23 protein-coding genes and 1 pseudogene are annotated in these 23,763 nt (G+C 64.3%); 15 read left to right on the top strand and 9 right to left on the bottom strand.

Features of this window, described 5'->3' with window-relative positions; genetic code table 11:
• Positions 1–84: 84 nt before the first annotated feature.
• From AC1RUK_RS25605 to AC1RUK_RS25595, 3 genes are all read left to right on the top strand, one after another.
• Positions 85–1,104, top strand: coding sequence for an LLM class flavin-dependent oxidoreductase (locus AC1RUK_RS25605; protein WP_481838420.1), 1,020 nt, complete (start codon positions 85–87; stop codon positions 1,102–1,104).
• 10 nt (positions 1,105–1,114) lie between these two features.
• A complete protein-coding gene (locus AC1RUK_RS25600) occupies positions 1,115–1,489 on the top strand; it encodes a hypothetical protein (protein WP_481838421.1) in 375 nt (124 codons plus the stop codon).
• 89 nt (positions 1,490–1,578) lie between these two features.
• Entirely contained in the window at positions 1,579–2,229 is a 651-nt protein-coding gene (locus AC1RUK_RS25595; protein WP_481838422.1) for a DUF2161 family putative PD-(D/E)XK-type phosphodiesterase, read from the top strand.
• Between the two features lie 60 nt (positions 2,230–2,289).
• On the opposite strand, the gene AC1RUK_RS25590 is transcribed toward AC1RUK_RS25595, so the two are convergent.
• Positions 2,290–3,237 carry a GlxA family transcriptional regulator gene (locus AC1RUK_RS25590; protein WP_481838423.1) on the bottom strand — a complete coding sequence of 316 codons (948 nt, stop codon included), beginning with the start codon at positions 3,235–3,237 and terminating at the stop codon, positions 2,290–2,292.
• A gap of 88 nt (positions 3,238–3,325) precedes the next feature.
• Between AC1RUK_RS25590 and AC1RUK_RS25585 the strand changes: the two genes are divergently transcribed.
• From AC1RUK_RS25585 to AC1RUK_RS25555, 7 genes are all read left to right on the top strand, one after another.
• Entirely contained in the window at positions 3,326–4,033 is a 708-nt protein-coding gene (locus AC1RUK_RS25585; protein ID WP_481838424.1) for a DJ-1/PfpI family protein, read from the top strand.
• Positions 4,034–4,155: 122 nt separating this feature from the next.
• Positions 4,156–4,887 carry a FadR/GntR family transcriptional regulator gene (locus AC1RUK_RS25580; protein WP_481838425.1) on the top strand — a complete coding sequence of 244 codons (732 nt, stop codon included), beginning with the start codon at positions 4,156–4,158 and terminating at the stop codon, positions 4,885–4,887.
• Complete coding sequence (locus AC1RUK_RS25575; RefSeq protein ID WP_481838426.1) at positions 4,884–6,086, top strand: PLP-dependent transferase; 1,203 nt, start codon at positions 4,884–4,886, stop codon at positions 6,084–6,086. Before AC1RUK_RS25580 ends, AC1RUK_RS25575 begins: the two co-directional genes overlap by 4 nt.
• A gap of 29 nt (positions 6,087–6,115) precedes the next feature.
• Complete coding sequence (locus tag AC1RUK_RS25570; RefSeq protein ID WP_481838427.1) at positions 6,116–7,393, top strand: ABC transporter substrate-binding protein; 1,278 nt, start codon at positions 6,116–6,118, stop codon at positions 7,391–7,393.
• Positions 7,394–7,573: 180 nt separating this feature from the next.
• Entirely contained in the window at positions 7,574–8,497 is a 924-nt protein-coding gene (locus tag AC1RUK_RS25565; protein ID WP_481838428.1) for a carbohydrate ABC transporter permease, read from the top strand.
• Complete coding sequence (locus AC1RUK_RS25560; protein ID WP_481838429.1) at positions 8,497–9,345, top strand: carbohydrate ABC transporter permease; 849 nt, start codon at positions 8,497–8,499, stop codon at positions 9,343–9,345. The genes AC1RUK_RS25565 and AC1RUK_RS25560 overlap by 1 nt, the downstream gene beginning before the upstream one ends.
• A gap of 3 nt (positions 9,346–9,348) precedes the next feature.
• On the top strand, positions 9,349–10,416 hold the full coding sequence (locus tag AC1RUK_RS25555; RefSeq protein WP_481838430.1) for an ABC transporter ATP-binding protein: 1,068 nt from the start codon (positions 9,349–9,351) through the stop codon (positions 10,414–10,416).
• A gap of 1 nt (position 10,417) precedes the next feature.
• Here the strand turns inward: AC1RUK_RS25555 and AC1RUK_RS25550 are convergent, their stop codons facing one another.
• The gene (locus AC1RUK_RS25550) at positions 10,418–11,269 is read right to left on the bottom strand and encodes a TIGR01459 family HAD-type hydrolase (RefSeq protein ID WP_481838431.1); all 852 of its coding nucleotides are present in this window, start codon (positions 11,267–11,269) and stop codon (positions 10,418–10,420) included.
• Positions 11,266–12,540, bottom strand: a complete 1,275-nt coding sequence (locus tag AC1RUK_RS25545) for an FGGY-family carbohydrate kinase (RefSeq protein WP_481838432.1) — start codon at positions 12,538–12,540, stop codon at positions 11,266–11,268. The genes AC1RUK_RS25550 and AC1RUK_RS25545 overlap by 4 nt, the downstream gene beginning before the upstream one ends.
• 226 nt (positions 12,541–12,766) lie before the next feature.
• Between AC1RUK_RS25545 and AC1RUK_RS25540 the strand changes: the two genes are divergently transcribed.
• The 5 genes from AC1RUK_RS25540 to AC1RUK_RS25520 all read left to right on the top strand — a co-directional run bounded on the left by AC1RUK_RS25540 (position 12,767) and on the right by AC1RUK_RS25520 (position 17,688).
• A complete protein-coding gene (locus AC1RUK_RS25540) occupies positions 12,767–13,549 on the top strand; it encodes a DeoR/GlpR family DNA-binding transcription regulator (protein ID WP_481838433.1) in 783 nt (260 codons plus the stop codon).
• The gene (locus AC1RUK_RS25535) at positions 13,546–14,886 is read left to right on the top strand and encodes an FGGY-family carbohydrate kinase (protein WP_481838434.1); all 1,341 of its coding nucleotides are present in this window, start codon (positions 13,546–13,548) and stop codon (positions 14,884–14,886) included. Before AC1RUK_RS25540 ends, AC1RUK_RS25535 begins: the two co-directional genes overlap by 4 nt.
• 81 nt (positions 14,887–14,967) lie before the next feature.
• Positions 14,968–15,453, top strand: coding sequence for a hypothetical protein (locus tag AC1RUK_RS25530; protein WP_481838435.1), 486 nt, complete (start codon positions 14,968–14,970; stop codon positions 15,451–15,453).
• 198 nt (positions 15,454–15,651) lie between these two features.
• Complete coding sequence (locus AC1RUK_RS25525; RefSeq protein WP_481838436.1) at positions 15,652–17,091, top strand: aldehyde dehydrogenase family protein; 1,440 nt, start codon at positions 15,652–15,654, stop codon at positions 17,089–17,091.
• Between the two features lie 15 nt (positions 17,092–17,106).
• Positions 17,107–17,688, top strand: coding sequence for a DUF1349 domain-containing protein (locus AC1RUK_RS25520; protein WP_481838437.1), 582 nt, complete (start codon positions 17,107–17,109; stop codon positions 17,686–17,688).
• Between the two features lie 86 nt (positions 17,689–17,774).
• Here the strand turns inward: AC1RUK_RS25520 and AC1RUK_RS25515 are convergent, their stop codons facing one another.
• From AC1RUK_RS25515 to AC1RUK_RS25490, 6 genes and pseudogenes are all read right to left on the bottom strand, one after another.
• On the bottom strand, positions 17,775–18,362 hold the full coding sequence (locus AC1RUK_RS25515; protein ID WP_481838438.1) for a glycosyltransferase family protein: 588 nt from the start codon (positions 18,360–18,362) through the stop codon (positions 17,775–17,777).
• A gap of 734 nt (positions 18,363–19,096) precedes the next feature.
• A pseudogene (locus AC1RUK_RS25510) lies at positions 19,097–19,237 on the bottom strand (glycosyltransferase); the annotation flags it as partial.
• A gap of 246 nt (positions 19,238–19,483) precedes the next feature.
• Positions 19,484–20,725, bottom strand: a complete 1,242-nt coding sequence (locus tag AC1RUK_RS25505) for a glycosyltransferase (RefSeq protein WP_481838439.1) — start codon at positions 20,723–20,725, stop codon at positions 19,484–19,486.
• Between the two features lie 189 nt (positions 20,726–20,914).
• Complete coding sequence (locus tag AC1RUK_RS25500; protein WP_481838440.1) at positions 20,915–21,667, bottom strand: SDR family NAD(P)-dependent oxidoreductase; 753 nt, start codon at positions 21,665–21,667, stop codon at positions 20,915–20,917.
• 107 nt (positions 21,668–21,774) lie between these two features.
• A complete protein-coding gene (locus AC1RUK_RS25495) occupies positions 21,775–22,704 on the bottom strand; it encodes a TIR domain-containing protein (RefSeq protein WP_436170474.1) in 930 nt (309 codons plus the stop codon).
• Positions 22,705–22,825: 121 nt separating this feature from the next.
• A complete protein-coding gene (locus AC1RUK_RS25490) occupies positions 22,826–23,608 on the bottom strand; it encodes a helix-turn-helix transcriptional regulator (protein WP_481838441.1) in 783 nt (260 codons plus the stop codon).
• Positions 23,609–23,763 lie beyond the last annotated feature (155 nt).

Genomic DNA, 23,763 nt, shown 5'->3' with positions numbered 1-23,763 from the left:
ACGATGGGTGTGTGGACGCGCTACCCACGGACCCGACGTAATCCTGTCGCGCCGACGAGAATGTAGAATGAACGGGCTTGTCGCATGAAGAAGATCGGCTTCCTTTCCTTTGGCCATTGGTCGCCCTCGTCCCAGTCGCAGACGCGGTCGGCGTCCGATGCGCTTCTGCAGTCGATCGAACTGGCGGTGGCCGCCGAGGAGCTGGGCGCGGACGGCGCCTATTTCCGCGTGCATCATTTTGCCCGCCAGCTTGGTTCGCCCTTTCCGCTTCTGGCTGCCGTTGGCGCCAAAACCAGCCGCATCGAGATCGGCACCGCCGTCATCGACATGCGTTACGAAAACCCGCTGTATATGGCCGAGGACGCAGGCGCGGCCGACCTGATCGCTGGCGGTCGCCTGCAGCTTGGTATCAGCCGGGGATCGCCGGAGCAGGTGATCGATGGCTGGCGCTATTTCGGCTACGTGCCGCAGGAAGGCCAGAGCGATGCCGACATGGCACGCAGCCACGCCGAGGTTTTCCTGGAAGTGCTGCGCGGCGAAGGCTTCGCGCAACCCAACCCGCGGCCGATGTTTCCCAATCCGCCTGGAATGCTGCGCCTGGAGCCGTTCTCGGCCGGTTTGCGCGACAGGATCTGGTGGGGCGCCGCCACCAACGCCACCGCGCAATGGGCGGCAAAGCTTGGCATGAACCTGCAAAGCTCGACGCTCAAATTCGACGAGGGCGGACAGCCGCTCCACATCCAGCAGGCCGAGCAGATCCGGGCTTTTCGCGCGGCGTGGAAGGAAGCAGGACATGTGCGCGAGCCGCGAGTGTCCGTCAGCCGCAGCATCTTCGCGCTGGTGAATGACCGCGACCGCGCCTATTTTGGCGGCAACGGGAGCGAGGATCATTTCGGCTACATCGAGCCCGACAAGCTTGCCGTGTTTGGCCGTACCTACGCCGCCGAGCCGGATGTCCTCGTCGAACAACTGAGAGAGGACGAAGCGATCGCCGAGGCCGATACGCTGCTGCTGACCGTCCCCAACCAGCTCGGCGTGGATTACAACGCGCATGTCATCGGGGCGATACTGAAGCACGTCGCGCCGGCCCTCGGCTGGCGCTGATGCTCCGACCTTGTTCGGCGCGGGCGGGCGCGGCGCTTATGCGCTCGCGCAAACCGCCTACGCCGCCCTGCGGCGCAACTTACTTCGGCTTTCGGCCGAGCCATTCGACGTCCGCAGTGCCGTGGAAATTCCGCGGCAGGCGCTCAGTGCGAGCAATGACATTGAGCAGAGCGCGAGCTCGACAGTCGATCAAACGCAGTTTGATCCCGCACGCGCGGAACTGGCATCTGCTCTTGCCCGCATCGGATGGCTCAATGCGCGGACCATTCTTCGCGACATCGACGATGATGTCATGAGCGCAACCGGACGAACCGGATTTCGCAAGATGTGCCGGGAAGCGGCCGGCCCTGCAGCGATGCTGAGGTCGCTCATCGGTTTCTGGTGAAGTCTGCCGCGCCAGGCACCGCAGGACCGTAGCGTGCATTGCGCGGTCCCCACGGTGCCAGCTTGGCCCGAATCGGCTAAGCCTTGCGCATGCAGGAAACGTCCCTCTACACGCCGGTGAAGCGGTTCCTTGAGAGCTTGGACTTCACCGTCAAAGGCGAGATTGGCGGTTGCGATATCGTCGGCGTGCGCGATGGCGAGCCGCCCGTGGTCGTCATTTGCGAACTGAAACTGCAGTTCAACCTCGAACTCGTGCTCCAGGCAGTCGATCGCGCCGCGGCCTGCGACGAAGTCTGGCTTGCCGCGCGCATGTCGGCACGCGGCAAGGGCCGCGAGCACGATCGCCGGTTCAGGGCGTTGTGCCGGCGGCTCGGCTTCGGCCTGCTGGGCGTTGGCGGCAAGGGCGAGGTCGAACTGCTGCTCAGCCCCGCCGCGCTGCCACCAAGGCGCGACCCGAGGAGACGGTCGCGATTGATGGAAGAGCATCGGCGCCGGCGCGGCGATCCCGCACCCGGCGGCAGCACGCGCGTGCCGATCATGACCGCCTACCGGCAGGACGCGCTGGCCTGCGCCGCCGCCATGGCCGATGGCCCGAAGCGGCCGCGAGATTTGAAAGCCGTTTCACCACGCGCGGCCAGCATCCTGCTGCACAATTACTACGGCTGGTTTGCGAGGGCCGAGCGCGGCGTCTATGCGCTGACCGACCTCGGTCACGCCGCCATGCAATCGTCTGACGTCTGACTCCTTGGTATCGGTGAGCGCTGTCGCGCCCGGCAATGCATTCGCATCTCTTCCAACAGCTCAGAAACGCTCGCGATAATCGCGCGGGTTCGTGCCGAGGATGCGCAGAAAGCCGCGCCGCATCGTCTCTTCCGAGCCGAAGCCGCAGCGCCGGGCCGTCTGGTTGACGGCTAGGCCCCGTTCCAGCATCCGTCGCGCCGCCTCGATCCGGATCTCTTCGATCGCACGGGCGGGTGTCCGGCCCGTTGCGTCCCGATAGTGCCGCGAGAAGCTGCGCGGGCTCATATTGGCGCGGTCGGCCAAGTTCGGCAACGACAGGTCGCCGTCCAGATTGTCCAGGATCCAGCCATGCAGCCGGTCGAAGCGCTCGTCGCCTTCCTGCAGCTTGAGGGTCTGGCTGAACTGCGCTTGGCCGCCGGGGCGTTTCAGGAAAACAACCAGTTGGCGAGCCACGGCAAGAGCCATGCGCCGGCCAAGGTCGGCCTCGACGAAGGAGAGCGCGAGGTCGATTCCCGCTGTCACGCCCGCGGACGTCCAGATATTGCCGTCGCGAATGAAGATCGGGTCGGGTTCGAGCCGGACCGCCGGAAAGCGCTGGGCGAACTCGGCGCAGCGTCCCCAATGGGTAACGGCGCGAAGGCTGTCGAGGAGACCTGCCGTCGCCAGCAGGAAGGCGCCGCTGCAGACCGAAGCCATTCGCGTGGCGCTACGCGAGCGGCCGATCACCCAATCGATCAGGCTCGGATCCTCGCAGGCTGCGTTGACACCCCATCCACCAGGCACGATCAGCGTGTCGATCTCGAGCTCATGCGGCGGCAGCGCCGCGGTCTCGAGCACGAGGCCCTCCGATGTCCTGGTCCGTGGCGAGGCGGCGACGACCACGACCTCATAGGCAGCCGGCTCGCCGGCCTGCACGAGGAAGTCATTGGCGCTGGAGAAAACCTGAAGCGGCCCGCTGACATCGAGGAGCTGGACGTCCGGATAGGCAAGGATTTCGATGCGACGCATAGCGATTTGGCTCGAAACGAGGGGCGATTGGCGATCGTGCCAAAGCATGATGCCTTAGATTGGCGGGAGTCAACCTGCGGAGATTTCCATGGCCCTTCGTTTCGGCATCCTTGTCTTCCCCAATGTCCAGCAGCTCGACCTCACCGGTCCTTACGAAGTCCTGGCCTCGGCAAAGGGTGCCGAGGTGGAACTGATCTGGAAGGACCGCAATTCCGTAATGTCGTCGACCCGACTGTCCCTCAGCCCGACGGCGACCTTCGACGATTGCCCGCCTCTCGATGTGCTGTGCGTTCCAGGCGGTGGGGGCGTCAACGCGCTGCTGGAGGATCAGGCGGTCCTCGATTTCGTGCGGGAGCGCGCAGCGCAGGCCCGTTACGTCACGTCCGTGTGCAGCGGCGCCCTGGTGCTTGGCGCAGCCGGGCTGCTCAAGGGCAAGCGGGCGACGACGCATTGGTATGCGCATGACTTCCTTGCCGAGTTCGGCGCCATTCCCGTCGATGAGCGCATTGTCGAGGACGGAAACCTGATCACCGCAGGCGGCGTCACCTCAGGCATCGATTTCGGTCTCGCCTTGGTCGCCAGGCTTCTCGGCCAGGCCGAGGCCGAAACGGTGCAGCTCACACTCGAATATGCCCCGGCTCCTCCCTTCCGATCCGGCACGCCCGCGCAGGCTTCGCCTGTTGTGCTGGCGCAGGCAAAGGAGCGGCTTGCGGGTTCGAGGCGGGCTCGAGAGGAGATGTTTTCCCGCTGGCGCAGCGCCGGTGCGGATCCAGCGCTGTCGCGCGCTCACGGCTGAACCGGCCCGGTCGAATGGCGCATCTCCGCGCTATTCGGCCCCGCTTTGTTTCGGCGGTTGACTCGCCCTTCGGTTCGTGCAGAAATTGGTTGGACCATTGAACCATTTTGGGCTCAGCTTGCGTGACCGATTTCCTTCCGCCGATCCAGACGACGGCCCGCGACGATGCGGTGCTGAAGGCGTTGGCCGGCTTCGTCATGCAGGAAAAGCTGGAGCCCGGCGAGAAGCTGCCGACCGAGCGCATCCTCGCCGAGCGCCTCAAGGTCAGCCGCAACACGGTGCGCGAGGCGCTGACGCGCTGGGAGGGGCTTGGCCTGGTCGAGCGCCGCCAGGGCAGCGGCACCTATCTCAAGGCGGCCGTCTCGCTCGACATGCTGCACATGCCGCTGACATTGGCCGGCGGCAATGACTTCACCGGCCTGATGCGCACGCTGGAAATCCGCCGCGCGCTGGAGGCCGAAGCCGCCGCCCTTTGCGCCGTGCGCGCCGGCAAGGCCGACCTCGCCGAGATCGAGCGCAAGCTCGACATAATGGAAGAGGCCTTCCAGACCCGCGCCGGCATGTCGTCGGAGGAGGACTGGGAGTTCCACCAGGCGGTTTATCGCGCGTCCGGCAATCCCCTGTTCGAACAGATCATTGCCGCCATGCACGAGCTGTTCCACCGCTTCTGGGAACATCCGCTCGGCGTGCGCGATTTTGGCCACGCCAGCTTCCCCTACCACCGCACCATCTTCAATTGCATCGCCGCGCACGACCCGGAAGGAGCCCGCGCTGAGGCGCTGAAGCTCATCGCCACCGTCGAGAACGATCTGAAGCGCGGCGCCGCCAATCTCAAACTTTCGGACCGAAAATGAACGAGCACCCCATCGGCTTCGACTCAGGCACTTTTGGCAGCGACTACCTCGCCGAGGCGGCAACGCTTCTGGCGCATGACGATCCGTTCCCCGGCGGAGCGGTGGTGCCGCCGATCTACCAGACCTCGCTGTTCACCTTCGCCAACTATGCCGAGATGGCCGATACTTTTGCCGGCCGGCGCCGCCAGCCGATCTATTCGCGCGGCGACAATCCGACGGTGATGGAATTCGAGGCCCGCGTGGCCGCGCTTGAGGGCGCGGAAGCGGCCAGAGGATTCTCCAGCGGCATGGCGGCGATCAGTGCCACGGTGCTCGCCTTCGTCGGCGCCGGCGAGCGCATCGTTGCCGTGCGCAACTGTTATGGCGATGCCTACCGGCTGTTCGAGCGGCTGTTCCCGCGCCTCAACATCAAGGTCGACTATGTCGACGGCTCCGATCCGGATGCCGTCGCGGCCGCACTGCCCGGCGCCAAGCTGCTCTATCTGGAAAGCCCGACCTCGATGATGTTCGAGTTGCAGGACATCGCGCACCTGACGCGGCTGGCCAAGGAGCAGGGCATCGTCACCAGCATCGACAATTCCTGGGCCACCCCGGTGTTCCAGAAGCCGATCTCGCACGGCGTCGACCTCGTCCTGCATTCGGCCTCGAAATATCTCGGCGGCCACAGCGACACGGTCGCCGGCGTGGTGGCGGGTTCGGCTGCCCATATCGGTCGCATCAACGAGCAGACCTATTCCTCGCTCGGCGGCAAGCTGTCGCCTTTCGAGGCGTGGCTGCTGCTGCGCGGCCTGCGTACGCTGCCGCTGCGGCTGCCGCACCACATGAAGAGCGGGCTTGTTCTCGCTGAACGGCTGAAGGCGCATGGCCAGGTCGAGCGCGTCAACCACCCTGCCTATTCCAACCATCCCGGCAAGGCGACGCTTGCCGGCTATGCCGGGCTGTTCTCCTTCGAGGTGACGGAGGATGTCGACATTCCGGCTTTCGTCGATGCGCTGAAATTCTTCCGCATCGGCGTCAGCTGGGGCGGCCACGAGAGCCTGGTCGTTCCGGCAAAGGCCTCGCTCGAGCAGACGCCGGGCCTGAATTCGATGGCACGCTTCGGCGTCAGCCCCCGAACCATCCGCTTCAACGTCGGATTGGAAAGCGTCGAGGATCTCTGGGCCGACATCGCCCAGGCCTTCGACAAAGCAAAAAAATAACGAGGCAGTTCAAAATGGGAGTACCGAACATGAAAAGACTGACATTCATGCTTGCCGCCGTCGCCGGACTGGCGATCTCCGCCGGCAGCGCCATGGCCGAATCGACGCTCAAGATGGTCGAGGTCATCACCAGCCCGCCACGCACGGAATTCCTCAAGAAGCAGATCGCCGAGTTCGAGGCGGCCAATCCGGGCGTCAAGGTCGAGCTCGTCTCGCTGCCCTGGGGCCAGGCGTTCGAAAAATTCCTTACCATGGTGCAGGCCGGCGACACCCCCGACATCGTCGAGATGCCGGAGCGCTGGATGGGCCTCTACGCCACCAACGGCCAGCTCGAGGATCTCGGGCCCTATATGGCCAAGTGGGACGACGCCAAGACCTTGGGCGACCGCGCCAAGCAGTTCGGCTCGACGGTCAACAACACCCAGTTCATGATCCCTTACGGCTACTATGTGAACGCGCTGTTCTGGAACAAGAAACTGTTCAAGGAGGCAGGCCTCGACGGCCCGCCGGCGACGCTCGATGAATTCGTCGAGGATTCCAAGAAGATCTCGGCCATTCCCGGCAAATATGGCTACTGCCTACGCGGCGGTCCGGGCGCCTTCAATGGCATGCACATGTTCATGAACATCGCCGCCGGCAAGGGCGGCTACTTCAACGAAGACGGCACCTCGACCATCAATGACGAGGGCTCGGTCAAGGGCCTGCAGATGCTGGCCGACATGTACAAGAACGGCCTGGCGCCGAAGGATGCGGTGAGCTGGGGCTTCAACGAGACCGTCACCGGCTTCTATTCGGGCACCTGCGCCATGCTCAACCAGGATCCCGACGCGCTGCTCGGCATCGCCGACAAGATGAGCGCCGACGACTTCGCCGTGGCGCCATTGCCGGTCGGGCCGAGCGGCAAGTCCTATCCGACGCTCGGTTATGCCGGCTGGGCGATGTTCGCCAAATCCCAGCACAAGGACGATGCCTGGAAGCTGATGGCGACGCTGCTGTCGCCCAAGGGCAATCTGGAATGGGCCAAGGAAGTCGGCGTCGTCCCGATCCACAACGGCGCCGACCAGGATGCCCATTTCAAGACCGAGCAGTTCAAGGGCTGGTTCACGGAGCTGAGCGACAGTTCCAAATATGAAATGGTGACGCCGCCGACGCATCTGGAAAACCTCGGCAACTTCGTCGACCAGGTGGCGATCAAGAACTTCCAGGAAGTGCTGCTCGGCCAGAAGACGGCCAAGGAGGTCGCCGACCAATGGGCCGCGTTCCTGACCAAGGAGCAGCAGGACTGGATGGCCAAGAACAAGAAGTAAGCGCCCTTTTCCCTTTTCCCCGTTCGCGGGGAGAAGGTGGCCCGATAGGGCCGGATGAGGGGCAGCGCCGAGTTCTGCCAACCTGGCTCGGCCCCTCATCTGCCTGCCGGCATCTTCTCCCCGTGAACGGGGAGAAGGACGCTGTCCCCGACGCTGCTCCAGGAGACGATCCAGAAGCCGATGACCTATGCCGTGTCCGCAATACGACCCGCAGGCAAGCCGCGAAGGAAGCGGCTATCCCATGCCGCCATCGAGCCCTGGCTCTATCTTTCGCCGGCTATCGTTCTGCTGGTCGTCGTGCTTCTCGTGCCGCTGATCATCGGCATCAGCTACTCGTTCCGCAAATTCTCCGCCTTCAGGTCGGAATATGTCGGCCTCGGCCAGTACGAGACGATGCTGTCCGACCAGGTGCTGGGGCAGGCGCTGGTCAACACGCTGTGGTGGACGGTCGCCAGCCTGTTCTTCCAGTTCTTCCTCGGGCTTGGTCTGGCGCTGCTGCTCGACAAGCCGTTCATCGGCCGCAAACTGGTGCAGGCGGTGGTTTTCCTGCCCTGGGCGGTGCCGTCCTTCCTGTCCGGCCTGACCTGGGCCTGGCTGTTCAACCCGATCATCGGGCCGCTGCCGCACTGGCTCTTTGCACTCGGGCTCAAGGCCGAGCCGACCAACATCCTGTCCGATCCGGCCACCGCCATGTGGGGTCCGATCATCGCCAACATCTGGTTCGGCATCCCGTTCTTCGCCATCACGCTGCTGGCGGCACTGAAGTCGATCCCCTCGGAATTGCATGAGGCCGCGGCAATAGACGGCGCTTCGCCCTGGCAGCGCTTCACCAAGGTGACGCTGCCTTTCCTGGCGCAGACCATCGTCATCACCGTCATGCTGCGCACGATCTGGATCGCCACCTTCGCCGACCTGATCTTCGTCATGACCGAGGGCGGGCCGGCGGGTTCGACCAGCACCGTGCCGGTCTACATCTATGTCAGCGCCTTCAAGTCGCTGGACAAGGGCTATGCCTCGGCGGTGGCTGTGCTGCTTCTGGTGCTGCTGATCGCCTATGCGGTGGCTCTGATCGCCATCCGTCGCATGCTGGTGAGGCACGTCTGATGATCGCCGGACGCTCCACCTCCTCGCGCATCGTCGGCGGCACCGGCCTCTACGGTGCCATTGCTGCCTACATGATCTTCGCGCTGTTCCCGATCTTCTGGACGCTGAAGATCTCGGTGACGCCCGAGCGCCTGCTCTATTCCGAAGGCATCACACTGTGGCCGTCGCAGACGACGTTCCGGAATTTCGTCACCGTGCTCGAAGCCTCCGACTTCCCGCGCTATTTCATGAACAGCGTCATCGTCTCGGTGTCGACGGCAGCGTTCGTCACGGTCATCGCCACGCTTGCCGGCTATGCCATGTCGCGCTTCTCCTTCCGTGGCAAGGCGACGCTGGCGATCCTGCTCCTGCTCACCCAGACCTTCCCGCTGGTGATGGTCATTCCGCCGATCTATCGCGTGATGGGAGAGCTCGGCCTCACCAACAGCCTGGTCGGCCTGATCATCATCTACACCGCCTTCAACACCGCTTTCGCCACCTTCCTGATGCAGTCCTTCTTCGACGGCATCCCCAAGGACCTCGAAGAAGCGGCGATGATCGACGGCTGCACGCGGGCCCAGGCCATGCGCAAGGTGATCGTGCCGCTGACGCTGCCCGGCATGGGCGCCACGCTCGGCTTCGTCTTCACAGCCGCCTGGAGCGAGCTCTTGTTCGCGCTTATGCTGATCTCCAGCGACGACCAGAAGACTTTTGCCGTCGGCCTGCTCACCTACATCGGCAAATTCGCCGTCGACTGGGGGCAAATGATGGCTGCTTCCATCCTGGCGCTGATCCCGGTCTGCATCTTCTTCGCCTTCCTGCAACGCTATCTCGTCACCGGCCTCACCGCCGGCGCGGTCAAAGGATAATCGATGGCTTCCGTCACGCTGCAACATGTCGAGAAGGACTACGGCTCGCTGCGCATCCTGCACGGCGTCGATCTCGAGATCGCCGACGGCGAGTTCGTCGTGCTGGTCGGCCCGTCCGGCTGCGGCAAGTCGACCCTTTTGCGCATGATCGCCGGACTGGAGGAGGTGTCGGGCGGCGAGATCCGCATCGGCGAGCGGCTGGTCAACGATGTCGCGCCGAAGGACCGCGACATCGCCATGGTGTTCCAGTCCTATGCGCTCTACCCGCATATGGACGTGTCGTCGAACATGGGCTTCAGCCTGCTCCTGAAGAAGGCCGAGAAGACGACGATCGACACCAGGGTGGGCGCGGCCGCCAAGCGGCTCGGCCTCGACAGTTTCCTCGGGCGCCTGCCGCGCCAGCTGTCAGGCGGCCAGCGCCAGCGTGTCGCCATGGGCCGCGCCATCGTGCGCGATCCCAAGGTCTTTCTCTTCGATGAGCCGCTCAGCAATCTTGACGCCAAATTGCGCGTTCATATGCGGGCCGAGATCAAGGCGCTGCACCAGCAATTGAAGACCACTTCGGTCTATGTCACGCACGACCAGATCGAGGCGATGACCATGGCCGACCGCATCGTCGTCATGCATGACGGCTTTGTTCAGCAGGTCGGTCATCCGCTCGAACTCTACGACCGGCCGATAAATACGTTCGTCGCCGGCTTCATCGGCTCCCCCGGCATGAATTTTTTGCCGGCATCTGTCGCCAAGGGCGGCAAGGTCGACGCGGTGCTGGCCGACGGTCAGAAGTTGCGATTGCCGGACGGGCTGCCCTTGAAGGATGGCGATGCGCTGACCGTCGGGCTGCGGCCGGAGCACATCCAGCTCTCCGAGGATGGGGCGCTCGAAGCCGAGGTCGAAGTGGTCGAGCCACTCGGCCTGTCGACGCAGTTTTATGTCAAGCTTGCCGGACAGCAGGTCTGCGTCTTCGTCATGGGGCGTAGCAATGTCAGGCCGGGTGATACGGTGCGGCTCGCCGCCGATCCGGCGGCGCTGCATCTGTTCGATCCGGCGAGCGGCAATCGCATAGGATAGATCAGCCCCAGCGGAACGCGCCCAGCGTGTAATCCGGATACGCGCCCTCCCGGTCGAAAACGCCGGTGAGGTCGGTGACATCGGCCAGTATGCCCGACAACACCAGCGCGGTGTCGACACCCACGCCGGCACCACCGGCGATGTCGTGCTCGACGCTGTCGCCGATGCAGACCACGCTGGCCCGGTCCGGGTTGCCGGCCAGCGCCAACACCGCGTTGTAGATCGCGGGATAGGGCTTGCCGATGCGGGTGACGCTGCCGCCGAGGCTTTCATAGAGATCGGCGAGCTCGCCGGCGCCGAAGCGCGGCCCGACCGCCGTCAGCATGATCCTGTCGGGATTGGTGCAGAAGCACGGCACTTGCCGCGCCGCCGCCGGGCCAAGCAGCCGGCGATAGTGGTCGAGGTCGAAACGATCGCCTTCGCTGGCCGAGATCAGCACCAGCTCGGCATCGTCGCCGCGGTCGGTCAGGGTCAAGGGCAGGCCCTCGATCGCCGAGCGGTCGCCGTCGCGGCTGATCAGCAGGCATTTCGTGCCGTGACGCAACTCTGCGGATTGCGCCATGGCGTGAAAGGCGCGCCACGCCACCTCGCCGGAAGAAACAAAATGATCCCAGCTCCCGGCTTCGAAGCCGAGCTTCAGCAGGCGGCGTTCGTTGGGCTCCGCACGCTTGCCGGAATTTGAGATCAGGACCACCGTCTTGCCGGCGCGCTTCAGCGCCGACAGCGCTTCCACAGCCCCCGGATAGGGCTGCTGGCCATCATGCAGCACACCGAACTGGTCGAGCAGGAACACTTCGTAGCACTCGGCCAGCGCTCCAACCCCGTCGAGATGTTTTGCCCGTTTCGCGCTCACAGCAGTCCCGCCTCGCTTGCGCCCATCAGCGCCAGCCGCGCCGTCCCGGCGGCGGCCTCGTCGGAAAGCGCCGGCAGGAAATCGACCCCAAGTTTGCGCCGGCGGATCGCGGTCCAGGCGGCATTGGCGGCACCGCCGCCGACGCTTCGGACCGATGTCAGCCTAGGCGCGCCGAGCTCGGCAAGCCTCTGATAGCCGAGCGCCTCGATGGCGGCGATGCCTTCCAGCATCGCCTTGAGATAGTCGGCCTCGGACGCGGGTCGCGGCTCGAAGCGCGGCGGCAGTGTCGGGTCTGCGATGGGGAAGCGTTCGCCGGCCGTGCCGAGTGGGTAGTAGTCGAGGCCGGTGTGCGTCTCCGGGTCGATCGCTGCACTCAATTCGATGATGCGCGCGAGCGAAAAATGCTGGGCGAGCACCTTGCCGCCGGAATTCGAGGCGCCGCCGGCCAGCCAGGCATCGCCGAGGCGATGGCTGTAGATGCCGTAGCGCGGCGCCGAGATCGGCCTGTCGGACAGGATCTTGATGGTCAGCGACGATCCGAGCGCGGTGACGCCGTCACCGGCAGCCGCGGCACCCGTCGCCAGGAACGAGGCGCAGCCATCCGTCGTTCCGGCAACCACTGCCACGTCACGCGACAGGCCGAACAGATCGGCGGCGCTTGGCGTGAGCCTGCCGGAGACAGTGCCGGGTGCGACGACATCGGGCAGCAAATCCATCCGCATGCCGGTGGCCGCGATCCAGTCCGGCCAGCGGCGGGCCTTGGCGTCGTAGCCGGTTTTCAACGCATTGTTCTCGTCGCTGGCGTCGAAGCGGCCGGAAAACTGTCCGGCGATCCAGTCGGCCTGGTGCAGCATTCGAGCGACGCCGGGCAGGCGCTGGAACCACAGCGCCTTGACGAGGCCGGAGGTTGCGCCGTGCGCGGCACTTGCTTCCGGCGCCACGCGGGCAATCGCGGCGAGGATGGCGTCGTCCGAAACCTTGTCGTTGTACATCAGCGGCTCGGCCAGCGGCCGCCCGGCACTGTCGACCGGCAGCAGCGTGCCCGACGTGCCGTCCACGGCGATCGAACGCACCGCCGCGCGATCGATGCATTGGAGCAGCTCCGCCAGCGTTGCTGCAACCGCTTCCCACCACACGGCGGGGTCGCGGCCGTTGTCGCCAGACCGCTCGAGAGACAGGGCGGAATGCGCGGCGATGGAAAAATCCGGACGCATGGCGATGGCGCGCGCACCAGAGGTGCCGATGTCGATGCCGATGGCAAGTGGCATCATGTCATCCGTCCCTTGCTACTGGCGGCCGTGTTGAGCTTTCCTCGAACGACCCGGCCGGGGTCTCGCTCGAAATCCCGTCACCGGGACCGATGTCGGTATGGATATCGCAGACCCGAGCGATCTGCGTCAATAGTGATCTATAATCATCAAAACCGGTTGGCTGTTTGGCTGATTTTGAGTAAGTTAAACCAAAATCCATGCCGAAATGGCATCCCAGGAGCAAAAATTGAGCGACTCCGGCCGCCAACGTCAGATTGTCGAACTGCTGAGGGATCGCCCGTTCGCCTCGGTGCGCGACTTGCAGGAACGGCTTGGCGTTTCCGCCGCGACGGTCAGGCGCGACATCGACAAGATCGACGAGGCCGGCGCGGCGCGAAAGGTCTATGGCGGCATCTCGGCGCTCGATGGCGCTGCGCAGGCCAGCGTCGCCTATGCCAGGCCTTACGATGAAAACCGCGACCTCGCGGTCGAGGCCAAGCGGCGGATCGCCGCCCTTGCGGCAACCATGGTGCGCGATGGCGATGCGGTCATCGTCCATGGCGGCTCGACCTGCTTCCATCTCGGCGTCAGGCTCGCCGACCGCAACATCCGCCTCTACACCAACTCGATGCCTTTAGCGGCCTATCTCAGCGACCACGGCCATTGCAGCTTGACGGTCGCCGGCGGCGAGCTGCATCGCGAGCCTGGCATCATCCATTCGCTCACCCAGGCCGTGCCCTTCTATGCCTCTCAATTCTTCATCGGCGCGCAAGGCCTCAGCCAGGATGGCGTGCTGGAATCACATCCACTGCTGGTGCGCTCCATCATCGACCTTAGCCCCTGCGCCGACCAGATCGTGGTGCTGGCCGACAGTCGCAAGCTGTCGATCCACGCGCGCAACGTCGCGCTGCCGCTGTCGCGCATCGGCACGCTGGTGACCGATGACGGCCTCTCCGACACCGATGCGCGCAGGCTGGAGGATGCCGGCGTCATGGTGCGGATCGCCTCGGCCTCGGGGCCCTTCCAGTGAAGGTGGCGGTGCTCGATTTCGGCAAGACCAATTCGAAGCTGTTCGTCTTCGATCAGGACGGCCGCATCCTCGGCGAGCGCCGGACCAAGCCCGCCTGGACGCGCAAGGGCGGCTTCAGTGTGCTCGACGAGGCGGTTTTGCATGACTGGGCGCTCGGCGCCGTCGCCGATGCGGTCGACATCCACGGCGTCGAGGGGTTGATGGTGTCGGGCCATGGCTGCACATTCGCCCTTGTCGATGAGGCGGCTCTGACCCATCCGATTCTCGACTATGAACAGGAGCCGCCGGCCGAAATCGCCGCGCAAATCGATCGCAGCATCCCGGATTTCGCCGAGACCTTCTCGCCGCGCCTGCCGCTCGGTTTCAATTATGGCCGCCACATGCTGTGGCTGAAGGCGGTCGAGCCGGCCGCCTCCACGGCGGCGACATCGATCCTCGGCTATCCGCAATATTGGAGCTGGCGTTTCGGCGGTCGCGCGGTCTCGGAAGTGTCCTATCTCGGCTGCCATTCGCATCTGTGGGCGCCGCGCCAGCACGACTTCTCATCGCTGGTCGACGCCGAAGGCTGGCGCGGCCAGATGCCGGCTTTCGCACGCGCCGGCACCGTCATCGGCGAGCAGCGGTTCGGTGAAGCCGCGCGGCCGATCGCCATCCACAATGGCGTCCATGACTCGAATGCCGCGCTTCATGCCTATCGCCGGCAGCAGCTCGGACCGCTCACCGTGGTGTCGACCGGCACCTGGGTCGTTGCGCTCAATCCGGACTGCCCGCTCGAGGTTCTCGACCGCGACCGCGACATGCTGGTCAATGTCGACGTCGATGGCGGCGCAGTGCCGACCATCCGTTTCATGGGCGGGCGCGAATTCGCAACCATCAGCGGCGGCTGGCAAGGCGCTATCACGCCGTTCGCAATACAGCATGCGATCGACGCCGGCATGATGGCGCTGCCGAGCTTCGCGCCGGGCGGGCCGATGCCCGGCCGTCGCGGCGAAATTGTCGGCGACACACCCAATGCCGAACAGCGCGCGGCTGTGGCGCTGCTCTATGTGGCGCTGATGGTCGACCTCTGCCTCGACCTGATCCATTCGCAAAACACCGTCATCGTCGATGGCGGGCTGAACACTGGCGGCCTGCTCGCCAGTCTGCTGGCCGATTTGCGTCCCGGTCAGGCCTTCCTGCAAGGCGCCACGCTCGAAGGCAGCGCCACCGGTGCCGCGGCGCTCGCCTTCGAGAGCGTCGGCCGCGACTTTGCCGCGGAAGCGCCGGAGCCGGTGCGCGCCTTGCATTTCGCCGGGCTGGCGGGTTATCGGGACGATTGGCGCGGTCGAGTGACCTGAAGCTTGCGGCCAATTTCAAAACCGTGCGCTAAAATCGTCCTTGTTGATTCGCCCAGATCGGGCTCTTGAACAAGGAACGGCATGAGCAAGGCCCTCACCACATTCGCATTGGTCGCGGTGCTCAGCGCCTTGCTCATGGCGCTCAGTCTTGCGGTTGCCAGACACGGCTATCCCTATGGCGCGATCGGCGTGAAGCGCCTCGACGGCATTGCCGATGCCGGTTTGTTTCTGCCTTTGGCCGCTGTCTATTTCTTCAGCGCGCTCTTGATGATGATCCTCCCCATCCGCGCCGCCAGCATTGTGCTGACCAATGCTGCCGATGCCCTGTTCTGGGCAACGATCGCGCTGTTTGCGACCATTGTCGGCTGCCTCGTCGCCCGATGGGCCTTCGGCCAGGGTGGCGTGCTGTGGGCTTTGGTCAACTGGCGGTTCCTGTTTGTCGCGGCCATCGTTGTCGCCCATCTCACCATGAATGAGCTTCGCCGCAACGTCCTGTTGAGAAGCCTGTTCTTCGTCGTCTTTGCCGCGGCGACGCTGGCCTGCCTGTTCTGGTCCTTCGCGGTCTGACCGGAAACGATCTCGTTCCTACCCGCCAGGGCGATGCGCGTGGGCTTTCACCGGCGCGCCTCATCGGTTATCGAGGGCTCGATTTGAAACGTCCTCACACTGTCGCTATTTGTCTGATAAATGACTTGGGCGATTGATGACTGGGTGATAAATGACCCGGCAGACAGCCCACCAGCGAACCACCACAAGGAAAGACCCATGACCCTGTTCCGCAAAAACCTTATCGACGGCGAGTGGGTGGGCGAGGCCGGCTCCCGCAACATCAACCCCTCGAATACGGGCGATGTGGTCGGTGAGTATGCGTCCGCCGGTCCGGAACAGGCCAAGCAGGCGATTGCCGCGGCTAAGGTGGCCTTTCCGGCCTGGTCGCGCTCGGCGCCGCTGGCCCGCCATGCGGTGCTGAAGAAGGCGTCGGACGAGATCATGGCCCGCAAGGACGAGATCGGCCGCAACCTGGCGCGCGAGGAAGGCAAGACGCTGGCCGAGGGCATCGGCGAGACGATACGCGCCGCCCAGCTTTTCGATTTCTTCGCCGGAGAAACGCTGCGCCTGTCGGGCGAGCTGGTGCCGAGCGTTCGACCGGGCGTCGGCGTCGAGATCACGCGCGAAGCGGTCGGCGTCGTCGGCATCATCACGCCGTGGAATTTCCCGATCGCCATTCCAGCCTGGAAGATCGCGCCGGCGCTGGCCTACGGCAACACCATCGTCTTCAAGCCGGCCGAACTGGTCCCCGAGAGCGCCTGGACCATCGTCGACATCCTGCATCGCGCCGGCCTGCCGAAGGGCGTGCTCAATCTGGTCATGGGCAAGGGCTCGGTGGTCGGCCAGGCCATGCTCGACAGCCCCGACGTCAATGCCATCACCTTCACCGGCTCGGTCGGCACCGGCAAGCGCGTGGCCGCGGCAAGCGTCGAGCACATGCGCAAGTTCCAGCTCGAAATGGGCGGCAAGAACCCGCTCGTCGTGCTCGATGACGCCGATCTGGCCGTCGCCGTCGATTGCGCCGTCAACGGCGCCTATTTCTCCACCGGCCAGCGCTGCACGGCCTCTTCGCGTCTCGTGGTGACCGACGGCATCCACGATCGCTTCGTCGCGGCACTCAAGGAGCGTATGGAAAAGCTGGTCGTCGGCGATGCGCTGGATGCCAAGACCCAGATCGGCCCGGTCGTCGACGCGACCCAGCTGAAGCAGGACGAGGACTACATAGCCATCGGACGCAAGGAAGGCGCCGAACTCGCCTTCGGCGGCGAGCGGCTCGATGCTGCAACGCCCGGCTTCTATCTGAGGCCGGCGCTGTTTACCGGTGCCACCAATGCCATGCGCATTTCGCGCGAGGAGATTTTCGGGCCGGTCGCCAACGTCATCCGCGTCAAGGACTATGACGAGGCGCTTGCGGTGGCCAACGACACACCTTTCGGCCTGACCTCGGGCATTTGCACGTCGAGCCTCAAGCACGCCACGCATTTCAAGCGCAATTCCGAGGCTGGCATGGTGATGGTCAATTTGCCAACGGCGGGCGTCGACTTCCACGTTCCCTTCGGCGGCCGCAAGGGGTCGAGCTACGGCCCGCGCGAACAGGGCCGCTACGCCATGGAATTCTACACCACGGTGAAGACCGCCTATACCTTTGCCGGCTAATCAACGGGTGAGCCAATGACATCCGGCAATGCGGACCTGACCTGGCTCAACCCGCCGCCGCATCATGAATTCGACGACAATGCCGTGCATGTGCGCACCGGCAAGGAAACCGATTTTTGGCGCGAGACCTTCTACGGCTTCCGGCGCGATAACGGCCATTTTCTGTATCGCCCGGTTGCGGGCGATTTCAGCGCCGAGGTCACGGTCAAGGGTGACTACCAGGTGCTCTACGACCAGGCCGGACTGATGGTCCGGCTCAGCGAAACGCACTGGATCAAGGCCGGCATCGAATACACCGACGGGCTGGGCTATTTCTCCGTCGTCGTCACCAACGACACCTCCGACTGGTCGCTGGTCAGCATCCCGGCCGACCTGAACGGTGTCAGGATCCGCCTGACCCGCCACGCCGAAGCCATCCGCGTCCAGTATCTGGACGCTTCAGATGGCCAATGGAAGCCGGTACGAATAGCCTATTTCCCGCCCTCGAAGTCGGTCGATGTCGGCATGATGTGCTGTTCGCCGCAGCGCGAAGGTTTTGCGGTCACCTTCGTTGATTTCTCGATTGGCCCGCCGATCTCGCGGGAGCTGCACGACTGAGGCAAGAGCAATTCGAGGAAAAGCGTAGCGGTTTTCCGTCCGGAATTGCGCAAAACAAAGAGTCGGGCGGAGACGGCACCGCTGGCTCACCACGGCACATGCAGGATCTCGAGCTTGGGAAGGCCGAGCGGCCTGATGCCCAGATCGTTGGCAAGGGCGCCAAAGCCTTCGGTTTCGATCAGGTCCCGGTAGGGAATTTCCGGAAACCGAAGACCGCCGCGATGCAGTGCGGCATCGACCAGCAGCACGGTTCCGCCGACGCCGTCCAGGCCGATCTTCTCGAGGTGCCGGACGTCGCTGAGAAGCAGCCGCCCTGGCGCACCGGTGGCAGGCTGGTAAAGGCCGTCGCGGATGGCGCGGTAATAGCGATAGTCCTTCGTATGGCGGGTTGTGACGAAGCTGTTGTGGTCGAAACTGTCGCCGCCGGTGATCTTCACGCAATTGGGCACCGCGATGCGATGCCCGGCTCTGATAAGCCGGCTTACAATGTCGGGTGGGAATTGCCAGACGTCGATGTCGATCCACAGCGCCCAGTCGTCGGCGGTGTCCAACCCGTGATCGATGAGGTGATTGCGGACCTTGGCGATATTGCCGCGTCGGCTCCGCTGCAGCCGCGGCATCGCTCGCTTGGCGCGGTCAAAGCTGGCACCACCGAGCTGTTTTTGCAGCAGCACGATGCCGCGATATGCCCAGCCAGCGGCGCCACCGCCGCCTGCAGCCGGTCCCAGCTTCCATCCGAGCTGTCGCCCTCGCAGAAGACGAGCTTGATCCTGTTCTTTGGGTAGTCGAGCTGCTTCAAGACGTCGAGGAACGGCTGGATATGATCGGCAGCGTCGCGAAGCGGCACTAGGATGGCGATGTTTGGGCCAGTTGGCGGCGGCGCCGAAAGGGCCGCATGGCTGACGCAGCGCTTGGCTGTTGCTTCATCCAGATGTTCGCCGCGCGTCAGCTGGCGCCAGGACCGGTAGGCGAGGGTGCGGATCCGATCCAGCAAACGCGGCGGAGGTTCGGGCGTCCACCATGTGCCGGCCCAGTGATGGATCGACAGCGTCTGCCCGCCGCCGCTGTCCTTGCGCCCTGACGAGTCGAGGGGCGTGAACAAGGCGGGCGAATGGACGGCGAACGCCGTCTGGTCGCGATAGCCGAGCTGCGCCGAGGTCAGCAGGCAAGGGCCGGTCGCATCGATCGCCTGTTTGGCATGGGCCAGTCCGGGCAGCATCGACAGGATCTCGAGCCAGAATGGATGCCGGGGCGGGCTGGCCATCGTTCCATTGAACAAAAGATAGGGCAGCCCGCGAAAGTCCGCCTGCACCAGCGCGTGCGTGTCCGGCTCCTTGCAAAGCACGATCCGGTCTTCGCTCATCACGGGATCGAAAGGCGCCACGCATTCGCAGTCGATGTCGGCATAGACGCCGCCGAAATGGTAGAGCAGCAGATAGCGCCCCGCATCGGCGCGCAGCACGCCGTGCGAGTAGCTGCAAAAGGTCGGCAGGAAATCCGGATAGTGCTCGGCGACGAATTCGAGCAGCATCCGATCGCTCCAGAACATCATCGTCCAGTCGGGATGATGCCGCTTCCAGCTCTCGACATAGGCTTGGAAACGGGCAGGGACGGCGTCGGTCTTCCACGTCTGGTGCAGGATCCGCGGGATCATCGGCGGCTCATCAATCGCTGACTGGGCACAGCTTGAGCAATTCCAGGAAAAGTGTGAAACGGTTTTCCGTCCGGAATTGCGTCAAAACAAAGACATAGAGCGGTTCGGCGTTTCCGTGAAACGATGACCGCTCTAAACGCGTCACGCATCTTGATCGGCCAGTCCGAGGCCGCTGCGGACGGCATCGCGTATGGCTTGCGGCCCGAACCTCGACCAAACCGCTTCATGGGCGTGGGCGCGCTGCCGGGCCATGCGAGCGGGATCCGCGCAGAGAGCGATCGCCATCGCCGCCAGTTCTTCATCCGAACCTGCCAGCAGCACCTCTTCGTTTTCGACCAGATCCAGCCCTTCGGCCGCCAGCGGCGTGGCAATGACGGGCACGCCCCAGGCCATCGCCTCGAGGATCTTGATGCGTGTGCCGCCGCCCATGGACAGCGGAACGATGCTGAGATGCGCGGCCGACAGCAGCGGCCTCACATCGTCAGGGTTCTCGAGCAGCGTGACGCCGTCCAGCCTTGCCAGGGCCTGCACGGACGGGGTGGGCGAGCGGCCGGCAAGGGTAAGCCTCGCCGTCGGCAGCTCCCGCCGGATGCGTGGCAGGATGTCGCGGGCCAGCCGTTGGGCGGCATCGATGTTCGGTTCGTATCCAAGATGGCCGACGAGCAGAATGGACGGAAAGCCGCCGGAAGGGGCTCCCCTCAGCGCCTTGGGTATGTCCTCGGCCCTTGGGATACCGTTCGCAACGATATCCACCGGCACTGTGCTCGAGACGAGCGCCTTGAATTTCTCGCGGTCGAGGCGCGAGCAGACCCAGATCCTGTCGACGATCGCGGCCGCCTTTCTTTCGAGGCGCCTGACATCGGGTGCGCCGGAGCGCTGGGCTGGGTGAAACTGCCCAGCGAGGTCCGATTCGACATTGTGCATATCGAGGATGAGCTGTCCGGCCAACGGCCTCAACGGCCTGAGAAGCCTGAACAGCGGAATACCCTCGACCAGGATCGTGTCGGGGCGAAATTCGCGAACCAGCGCCTCGAGCCGCGCCAGCGCCAGGCGCGGAATCCGGGTCTCGCCTTTGACCCTCCACCATCCCAGCGACCGCGTGCGCGCGTCTCCGTCGACGGCCAATGCGGCTATGCGGATATCGGCGGCTAGTGGTTGCTGCGGATCGGCCTGCGGCTTGACCGAGACAAGACAGACCGGCCCGAGTTCGGCTGCCACCATGGCGTTGCGGAAATTCCTGAGATCGCTCCCCGATATAGGCGGAAAGGCCGGATCGATGCAGACCACCAGGGTTCGCTGCTCCTGTCCGGGAGCGGATGCCGATGCGGCCTGCGCATCCGCCCGAGCCGGTCGTCCGAAGCGGGTGTGGGGATGATACTGCAAGGTCTTCCAACTCCGACCCAACGCCTTGTCTGCGTGAGAGCAATTCCAGGAAAAGTGTGCACGGTTTTCCGTCCGGAATCGCGCAAAAACAAGTAACGACGCGCGTCATAATCGCCGCATCGGCAAACAGATTGCGATATAGCCACGGGAAAATGCGGGCATGCAACCCATATGCGGCTCCGGCTCGCCTCAATAGGTGGCGCGGCCGCCGGAAACGTCGAAAACACCGCCGGTGGTAAAGGAGCATTCCTCGGAAGCGATCCAGGTGATCAGCGCCGCCACCTCCTCGACCTCGCCGAATCGCGACATCGGGATCTTCGACAGCATGAAGTCGATATGCTGCTGGCTCATCTGGTTGAAGATCGCCGTGCGCACCGCCGCCGGCGTGACGCAATTCACCGTCACCTTGGTCTTGGCCAGTTCCTTGCCCAGCGACTTGGTCAGCCCGATCACTCCCGCCTTGGATGTGCTGTAGGCCGAGGCGTTGGGATTGCCCTCCTTGCCGGCGATCGAAGCGATGTTGACGATCCTGCCATAGTCGCGCTCGAGCATATGCGGCACCAGTGCCTTGTTGCAGTAGAAGACACCGTTGAGGTTGATGTCGATGACCCGGCGCCAGTCCTCAACCGAATAGTCCCAGGCCGTCATGTTCGGACCGGTGATGGCGGCACTTGTGACTAGGATGTCGACGGCGCCGAGGGCGTTGATCGTCTCTTGCGCGGCACGCCCGACAGCCTCGGCATCGGCGACGTCGAGGATTACCCCATCCAGGCCCGGGGTCGCGGCCATGGCCTTTTCGATCTGGCCCGGTTCGCGGTCCCAGACCGAGACGCGCCCGCCTTCGGCGACGATCCTTTGCGCCACCTCCAGGCCGATGCCTGAGGCGCCGCCGGTGATCACGGCTGATCGTCCGGCAAACCGTCCTGCGAAACGCATCGACATGCGGCACTCCTCCCGATCGGCGGCGAATGTGAAGTCAACGTCCGCCAAGTTCAAGGCGGGATTGGAGCCGCCGGTGGGGATCTTGGTAGGCCAGGAGTTGCACGCTGTCAGCCGTTCTTGATCGATTGCCAATGGCTCAGCTGCTCTGCGATCAACTCCACCCGCCGCTGATTGTCGCGCCCGTCCAGGATCGCCAAGTCCTCGGCATCGGCGCGCAAATAGACGCCGGAGGTGCGTGCATTCAGTTCTGGCTGCGTGTCCGCGCGCGTCGTGAAATAGCCCGACGCGCGATCGGCGGTTTCCAGCCGGATCTCGCCTGTCCCATGCAGCTGCGGCGCGTTCGCATCCAGGGGCCGTTCTCCGTTCCAATAGTAGAAGATGCCGGAAGGCTCCCTCTTCTCTTTCAGCGCTTCGCTCCAGTACCTGGCCGACAGGCTGCCATTCTCCTGCCATGAGCGACCCGTCAGCTCCAGCGCACCGTCGCGGTTTCGCGAGATGCGCAGCAGGCTCACGGCGGACGGCTCCTTCGCGGTGCGCTCCGACAGGGAAAACTGCCACCAAAGCCCCTCTATGCGGGCGACGTGGCCCTCATTTTCGATTGCGTTCCGCAATTTTTGATTGATCGCTCTCATCTCGGCAGCGGTGGCTGCCTCGCCGTACCGTACCGAGGTCAGGCCGAGCAGATCGCTGGGAAGCTTGGCGCCGTTCGCATGGAGGATAAACGTTCGGCGCATCCCGAGGACTCCGCCGAAAAGGCCGGCTTCGAAAACCACATTGTCTCGGGGAGAAGCTTGAGCCGATACCGAAGGGGACGATTCCGGCTGGCTCGCGCTCGTCCAGTCGTCCTGTGCGAACACAAAAGCGGCGAAGTCGACCTCGCGGGTAAGCTCGATGAGGCGCCCCAGTGTGGTCGTGCCAGGGCTGAAGGAGGTCGTCCAGGGCTCGACTTGCGCGATCTCTTCAAGACCACGTGTCAGAGCGTCCAGCAGTTTCTTCTGCTTTCCCGACGAGCCCAGGAAGATTCGCGGTTTGCCCATCCGTTCTCTCCAGCTGCGTATCCGCCTTTGCTGCCAACATAGCCTGCGCGGGCAACGTTTCGCCCATTGTATTCATCTCACGGGAGGCAGCAACGGCGCGACGACAGGCGCGATATCCCGGCTACGCGTTCTCTGTCCGGTGTTGGAAGAACTGCAGGAACAGCTCCCGCTCGGTGGTGATGTCGAGCTTCTCATAGATGCGGCGGCGATGGTTCTTGACCGTGCCGACGGTGATGCCGAGACGCTCCGCGATGTTCGCGGTGGGGTGGCCGGCCAGGATCAGCTGGACGAGTTCCCGCTCGCGCAGCGACAGCTCCGGCCACAGGCTCGCCGGAATGCTTGGCTTCTGTTGCGGCGAGGCACCGGGGCCGGTCGGCGCCGATGTGCGGGAGAAGTCGGCGCCACGCGCCCTGATGTCGAGCGCATGTAGCACCTCGAACACCGGCAGCCGTTGCTGCAATTGAGCGATTTCACTGTCCCTGAACGACGTCGTCGAGCGGTCGAGGAAGATGCCGAGGCACCAGTCGCCGCCATCGGCAAGCAATATGCCGACCTCGTCGCAGATTTCCGACTGCGCTAGGAAGCCGGCTATGTATTGGCCGCGCTTGGCCCGGTCGTCGGCGAACCGCTTCAAAGGCATGATGCCAAGCCGCCGCTCCTGCCGCCATGAGGCGTAGAAGGGGTCGAACACGTAGTAGCTGGCGAGATAGCGCCGGACCATCTCGTCCGAAAACCGCCGGTGCTTGACGAATTCGGGCGTCTTCGTCGCCGAATAGCGGGTGACGGTGACGAGATCATGCGCGATGTCGGTGCCGATCAGGTCGATCAGGCAGTCGACATGCCGGTCCGTACCGGTGGCGGCGATCGCCCTGGCCAGCGGCGCCCAGATATTGCCCATGCGCATGCCCTCTTCTCGGCCATAATCAGCCCGGCCGTCATTGTGTCTTTTGGCATATGGCGCAAGGCCGCCCATCGCATCTAGCCTTGCGTCATCCTAGACCAGACCCCGAGGCGACCGTGACCCAGCCAAATCCCGCCGGCCCCATCGTTGGCAATCCG

Source organism: Mesorhizobium monacense (assembly GCF_056781675.1).
Note: the sequence above shows the minus strand (reverse complement) of the source record. Positions and strands in the feature narration are given on the sequence as shown.

Excerpts from the sequence above, each read along its gene's own strand:
- AC1RUK_RS25545 (WP_481838432.1), bottom strand. The coding sequence starts at position 12,540 with ATGATGCCACTTGCCATCGGCATCGACATCGGCACCTCTGGTGCGCGC.
- AC1RUK_RS25500 (WP_481838440.1), bottom strand. The coding sequence starts at position 21,667 with ATGTCGATGCGTTTCGCAGGACGGTTTGCCGGACGATCAGCCGTGATC.
- AC1RUK_RS25490 (WP_481838441.1), bottom strand. The coding sequence starts at position 23,608 with ATGCGCATGGGCAATATCTGGGCGCCGCTGGCCAGGGCGATCGCCGCC.
- AC1RUK_RS25575 (WP_481838426.1), top strand. The coding sequence starts at position 4,884 with ATGAACGAGCACCCCATCGGCTTCGACTCAGGCACTTTTGGCAGCGAC.
- AC1RUK_RS25555 (WP_481838430.1), top strand. The coding sequence starts at position 9,349 with ATGGCTTCCGTCACGCTGCAACATGTCGAGAAGGACTACGGCTCGCTG.
- AC1RUK_RS25495 (WP_436170474.1), bottom strand. The coding sequence starts at position 22,704 with ATGGGCAAACCGCGAATCTTCCTGGGCTCGTCGGGAAAGCAGAAGAAA.
- AC1RUK_RS25590 (WP_481838423.1), bottom strand. The coding sequence starts at position 3,237 with ATGCGTCGCATCGAAATCCTTGCCTATCCGGACGTCCAGCTCCTCGAT.
- AC1RUK_RS25570 (WP_481838427.1), top strand. The coding sequence starts at position 6,116 with ATGAAAAGACTGACATTCATGCTTGCCGCCGTCGCCGGACTGGCGATC.
- AC1RUK_RS25595 (WP_481838422.1), top strand. The coding sequence starts at position 1,579 with ATGCAGGAAACGTCCCTCTACACGCCGGTGAAGCGGTTCCTTGAGAGC.
- AC1RUK_RS25565 (WP_481838428.1), top strand. The coding sequence starts at position 7,574 with ATGACCTATGCCGTGTCCGCAATACGACCCGCAGGCAAGCCGCGAAGG.
- AC1RUK_RS25560 (WP_481838429.1), top strand. The coding sequence starts at position 8,497 with ATGATCGCCGGACGCTCCACCTCCTCGCGCATCGTCGGCGGCACCGGC.
- AC1RUK_RS25605 (WP_481838420.1), top strand. The coding sequence starts at position 85 with ATGAAGAAGATCGGCTTCCTTTCCTTTGGCCATTGGTCGCCCTCGTCC.
- AC1RUK_RS25525 (WP_481838436.1), top strand. The coding sequence starts at position 15,652 with ATGACCCTGTTCCGCAAAAACCTTATCGACGGCGAGTGGGTGGGCGAG.
- AC1RUK_RS25585 (WP_481838424.1), top strand. The coding sequence starts at position 3,326 with ATGGCCCTTCGTTTCGGCATCCTTGTCTTCCCCAATGTCCAGCAGCTC.
- AC1RUK_RS25530 (WP_481838435.1), top strand. The coding sequence starts at position 14,968 with ATGAGCAAGGCCCTCACCACATTCGCATTGGTCGCGGTGCTCAGCGCC.
- AC1RUK_RS25520 (WP_481838437.1), top strand. The coding sequence starts at position 17,107 with ATGACATCCGGCAATGCGGACCTGACCTGGCTCAACCCGCCGCCGCAT.